General features: G+C 48.2%; 5 protein-coding genes and 1 pseudogene. 3 read left to right on the top strand and 3 right to left on the bottom strand.

Annotated features, from left to right (window positions below; genetic code table 11):
* Window positions 1-124 (top strand): annotated as a pseudogene (locus RMO52_RS23460) (IS982 family transposase); the annotation flags it as partial.
* A gap of 142 nt (window positions 125-266) precedes the next feature.
* Here RMO52_RS23460 and RMO52_RS23455 read toward each other — a convergent pair.
* Window positions 267-407: a hypothetical protein gene (locus tag RMO52_RS23455; protein WP_310419167.1), complete on the bottom strand. Its 141-nt coding sequence runs from the start codon at window positions 405-407 to the stop codon at window positions 267-269.
* On the opposite strand from RMO52_RS23455, the gene RMO52_RS23450 reads away from it, so the two are divergent.
* Both RMO52_RS23450 and RMO52_RS23445 read left to right on the top strand, forming a co-directional pair.
* A complete protein-coding gene (locus tag RMO52_RS23450) occupies window positions 399-1,799 on the top strand; it encodes a hypothetical protein (protein ID WP_309738446.1) in 1,401 nt (466 codons plus the stop codon). The genes RMO52_RS23455 and RMO52_RS23450 overlap by 9 nt on opposite strands.
* Before the next feature lie 395 nt (window positions 1,800-2,194).
* Window positions 2,195-2,770 carry a hypothetical protein gene (locus RMO52_RS23445; RefSeq protein ID WP_310419164.1) on the top strand — a complete coding sequence of 192 codons (576 nt, stop codon included), beginning with the start codon at window positions 2,195-2,197 and terminating at the stop codon, window positions 2,768-2,770.
* Here RMO52_RS23445 and RMO52_RS23440 read toward each other — a convergent pair.
* Together RMO52_RS23440 and RMO52_RS23435 are read right to left on the bottom strand one after the other, a co-directional pair.
* Window positions 2,739-4,064, bottom strand: a complete 1,326-nt coding sequence (locus RMO52_RS23440; protein WP_310419161.1) for an isochorismate synthase — start codon at window positions 4,062-4,064, stop codon at window positions 2,739-2,741. The genes RMO52_RS23445 and RMO52_RS23440 overlap by 32 nt on opposite strands.
* Window positions 4,065-4,364: 300 nt before the next feature.
* Entirely contained in the window at window positions 4,365-5,117 is a 753-nt protein-coding gene (locus RMO52_RS23435; RefSeq protein WP_309738443.1) for a DUF502 domain-containing protein, read from the bottom strand.
* Window positions 5,118-5,266 lie beyond the last annotated feature (149 nt).

The following is a 5,266-nucleotide window of genomic DNA, read 5'->3' as shown; positions in this document are numbered from 1 at the left end:
ACATTCTCGCCATCGTAGTCCTATTAATTTTTGTACTAACGTTTTATGCGGGTTGATTGCATATTGCCACCAACCTAAGAAGCCTTCTCTTGGATTCGAGTGGGTTTTACCCTCCGCCGCTTAACCCGAACTGACGTTAATCATAAAAAATGATAAATCGCAGTGAAAGTGTTGGGCACATTAGGGCTGCTTTATTTTCCCATCCTAACTTTTACACGCAGCCTTATGTGTCAGTCGAGTTTCCCCTAAAGCCTAAAACCTAAAGCCTAAAGCCTAACTGCTAACTCTTGCAGGAAGTCTAATGGTTTACCAGTTTGACATATTATGATGTAATTGGCTGGCGATCGAGCCGAGATATCCATGAGAATTAGCCCGCAGTCGTATTCTGGAGTACCAAAATGATTCATGGCAAAAAAGTGGTCTTTTACGAACTCAACGAAGTACCGCGCAGAGTTTTAGTAGACTACACCACTGCAAATCCGCAGTCGGCACTCGCCCAAATCTTGCGGCAAAGTGCGGTATATGAAACCGTAACTGAAGATAAAGGTCACTTATCACCCTGGATTACTTGGCCGACTTTGCATCGCGGCGTTACTAATGAAAAACATACCATCCAAAATTTCGGCCAAGATTTAGCAGAAATAAATCAAGAGTATCCTAACTATACAGAATTGCTAGCACGCGCTGGCGTGAAGGTCGGTGTATTTGGGTCGCTGCATACATACCCGTTGCCCGCAGACATCTCGCGGTATGCCTTTTATGTCCCCGATACCTTTGCCAATGGTTCGGAATGCTTTCCCGATGCGCTGACCTGTTTTCAAGATTTTAATCTCAAAATGGTGGATTCATCGGGTCGGAATGTCAATAAAGGCTTGAACATTAAAGCCGCATTACCATTTTTGACCAAAGCGCCACAATTGGGCGTCAAACTAGACACCGCCTACCGACTTGCCAAACAAATCGTCTCCGAAAAGATCTGGCCCAGCCGCGTCGTGCGGCGACGGACATCGCAAATGCAGCTAGCTTTCGACCTATTCATGCAGCAGCTCGATCGCCACAAGCCAGATTTATCGACATTTTTTACCAATCATGTGGCATCATCGATGCACCGCTATTGGCCAGCTAAGTATCCTGATGATTTCCAAGATCTGGAACTAACCCCAGAGTGGCACGCTACTTACAATGCCGAAATTGATTTTACAATGGCTGAAGCCGATCGTCAGCTAGCCAAATTGCTCGCCTTTGTCACCAGCAATCAAGATTATACGCTACTAATCGCCAGCAGTATGGGTCAAGCCGCTGTCGATCGATCTACATCCGTGAAGACTCAATTACTCATTACCGACTTAAGCAAATTTATGACCGCCATTGGGGTCAGTCCCAGTCAATGGCAACCGCGTCGTGCGATGGTGCCGATGTATATGGTCGTCATCGATGATGCCGTTGTGGATGTCGCTCGTGCCAATCTGCGGAAGTTATCGATCGACGGTGCGCCAGTAGAAGTAACTGACTTAGGTAACAATGTTTTTCAAATCTTCTTTCAAGTCGAAAATCCCGATCGATCGCAATTAACAGTTTTACTCGACGGTCGCGTGCAAACCCTCAGTGATGTAGGACTCGGCATCATCGACATCGAAGACGAATCCGGCTCTTATGCCTATCATATTCCTGAAGGAATTTTGCTCGTCTTCGATCCCAGCAACCCAGTTGCCACTGATGGCGGCACGATCTCCACCACCAAAATCGCCCCAGCGATGCTCGCTAATTTCAACGTCCAGCCACCTGCCTACATGGTCTAGAGCTAGCCACCGATTAAAATCGGGGCTAGTGGTGCCAAGTCCGCCTGCGCGGACTGAATCTTTAGTCCGCGCAGGCGGACTTCGCATCATGAGCAGAGACTTCAGTCTCTAGGCTTTTCCGATCCCGAACTGACGTTAAATCAACTACAACGTCACTCGATCGAATGATTTATCGCCCTCGATCGAGTTGGTAGACTCGATGCAATGGCGATAGGTCGATCGCCGCTAAATTTTCCACCTTTACGGAATGAGGTTATTGTCAAATGTAGTCAATCACAGACCTCAATTGAACTTAGAAGACTTTCCACTGAAAAAGTTCCGAGCAATTCGCAGGCTGCTTACATATATTAATATATTAATTATTAAACCCCGTCGTACAGACAAGGAGCGCAATCATGTCATTCAATTCTCAACCCTACGACCGCGACAAATTATCTGAAGCTGAATTAATGGATTGCCTCCTTGCAGCTACTACTACTGAGTATCCATGGAATCCAGCCGACCCAGACACTGCGGACTATTATACCCAAACCGATAGTCAGTTTAATTTAGATGATTGGTCGGAAGCGGAGATTGCCGATCGATCTAGCGCTTTTTTTACGCAGATCCAGTCATGTTGGGACACTACCAGCGCGGCTCCAGTCAGTCCCCTAGCCGCCATCAGCGAGCGATTTGGTACCCGAGTACCCCAGCAGTGGCTCGCGCAGATTGCGGCCAATGTCGGCGCACTAGCGACTAGTAACCTAGAGCCAGTCGAGCAACTAGTCAAAGCGGTAGGCGATTTGCTATCAAATTGGGCGACTGACGATCTGTTGGTGATGGCGCGTCCTTACGCTTATGCCATGCGGTGCAATCCTGGCGTTGACGAACCCGATAACATTGTCAGACCCTTAGCTTGGGAGCAGTTATCCGAGTTAGAGCGGGCAAAATTCACCATGCTTATTGCTCGATATGCGATCGATTCGCTGTAATTGTCGGGGGATGGGGTGGGGTAAATAAATCGGTAAAGTGGCGAATTTTGTTTTCGACTTCCAGCCATTCTTGTGCCGATTGGGAGCCAGTAACGATCCCCGCACCTGCAAATAATAATAACCGATCGCCAGTAACTAGTCCCGATCGAATTGCCACGGCAAATTCCGTATCATCATACCCGACCCAACCGACAGGTGCCGCATACCAACCGCGCTCGAAGGGTTCTAATTCGTGAATTAGTTTTAAGGCTTGGGGACGGGGGAAACCCCCTACTGCGGGGGTGGGATGGAGCAGTGGTAGGATCTGGGCATCAGTTAGTTCGGCGGTGAGGATGCCTTGACATTGGGTATATAAATGTTGCACCTTGTTGAGTTTGAGAATACTGGCTGACGGCTCGATCGTCACGGCATCGCAGATTTGGGCTAAGATTGCTCGTAAATTATTTACGACTAATTGATGCTCGTGAATGTCTTTGGGTGAGTTGCGTAATTCATCACTCAACTGTCGATCCAGTTCGCCAGATGTGCCCCGCTGGCGCGTACCCGCGATTGCTTCAGTTGCTAATAATCGATCGTGGCGATAATACAGTCGTTCGGGAGAGGTACCGATAAAAGCCGTCTGAGGGTCGGTCTGAAAGCAAAAATGATAGCTGGGGTAGTTATGCGGTTGGAGTAATAGTAAGAGAATTTGGGGCTGGAGATCGCTGGCAAATAGCAGCGTCGATTTTCGTGCCAAGACGATTTTTTCGAGCTGGCGGTCGGTAAATTTCGCCAGTGCTAAGTTAATATTTTGTTGCCACTGGTAGCGGTCGGGAGTATCGACGCGAGCGATTTGGACGGGTGTTGCGACGGTGACTGGTAGCTGAGTTAGATCGACTCGGCGCAACTCAACTAAGATTTGCGCTAATTCTCGCTCCCAATGTGCCACATCCGGCGTACCGAAAAAATTACAAGCAAAAAAAGTCCCACTTTCATCCATCCAGATTTCAAATCTCGGCACCACAAAGCGATAGTTGCCAAATGATTTCCAGCTCGGATCGATCTGGCGATTTTGACTGAAACCAATGCCGCCGTAGTAGCGAACTCGGGGGAAAAGTGGGGATAATTTTTGTCTCAATCGATCGAACACAGCCGGATAACTAATCGGCAGATCCCCTGCTACCACATCCAAAGTCCCAATCCCCGCCATCGTAAATCGACCGTGACGGTCCGACCAATAAGTTTTGCTAGCTGCTGTTTGCCGTGCTAGCCAGTGTAAGGGTTCTAGGTGCGGAACTTGCACTTCAATGCGCAAAATTCGTCCCTCTATTGCTAGAGGGACGATTGCAGTGGCATCAAAAAAACTTTTAATCTGGGTGGCTATCTTCAGATACAGATCCATTACGAGCTACTCACTTCCCACCCAAAAAATAGACATTTGCAATTCACTATCCACTATCCACTATCCACTATCCACTATCCACTATCCACTATCCATACTAGATGTCTAACTTGGGTTCGTTCCATGGTCGTCGGATCGGGTTCCCCGAGCCGTGGAAACAAAGGCGGGACGAACTCCGCAATTTGTCACTGGGAAGGGAGCTATGAGTGACGATTAGGATTGCTCCTCCCGTTGGCGAAGAGCCATCTCCTCTGGAGAATCGAGCAACGGCGTCGGTAAGGTACTAATCATCGGGGCAACGATCGGCTCTGAGGCTCGATCGAGGGCGGCTACAGCCACATTACTCGGATTGACAATCCCACCCGAAATCACGACTTTAAATGCGTCCTCGATCGACATTGCCAAATCTAGCACATCATTTTCGTTTACCACTGCATACCAGCCAGTAGCGGGATTGGGTGTCGTTGGAATAAACAGATTTAACATGCCTGGAGGCATTTGGGACTGAATCTCACTATCGAGCGTGCCCGTCACAAAAGCTAGCGCCCAAATTCCTCGACGCGGATATTCTACCAATACGACGCGGCGGAATTTGTTGCCGGAGTCGCGCAGCAGCGTCTCTAAGAGTTGCTTGAGTGTTTTGTAAACCGCACCAGCTAAGGGAATGGCTTGTAATAACCGTTCGCCGACATCCAAGAGCCACTTGCCCGCAATATTCCGCGCCATCAAGCCAATTAACAGGATGATTAACAGCGGTGCTACTAAGCCGACTAATAAATTCAACAAGTAGACTAGAACTGGATCCAAGCCATCAAACGGTGCGATCTGCTTGGGGATGCGAGTCAAAAAATTAACGACCCACGTCGCCACATTAATCGACAACCAGATGGTCGTAGCGAGTGGAATCGCCACTAGCAACCCAGCGATCAAATCATTTTTTAAGTCCTGCTTGAAATGTTGGAACACAAATCTCTGACTCTCTAGTTACGATCGGTCATGTCGATCTTGTCTACTCATACTATACAAAGCTTTACCGAATCTGGGGAAGGGGTAATTTCCAGTATCCCACAGTTTCAAGCTCATCCACTTAGTACTGAGGGCATAAATTTTAGTGC

This window comes from Chamaesiphon sp. OTE_8_metabat_110, assembly GCF_031382685.1.
Taxonomy (GTDB): Bacteria; Cyanobacteriota; Cyanobacteriia; order Cyanobacteriales; family Chamaesiphonaceae; genus Chamaesiphon.
This window is presented reverse-complemented; position numbering and strand designations above follow the sequence as displayed.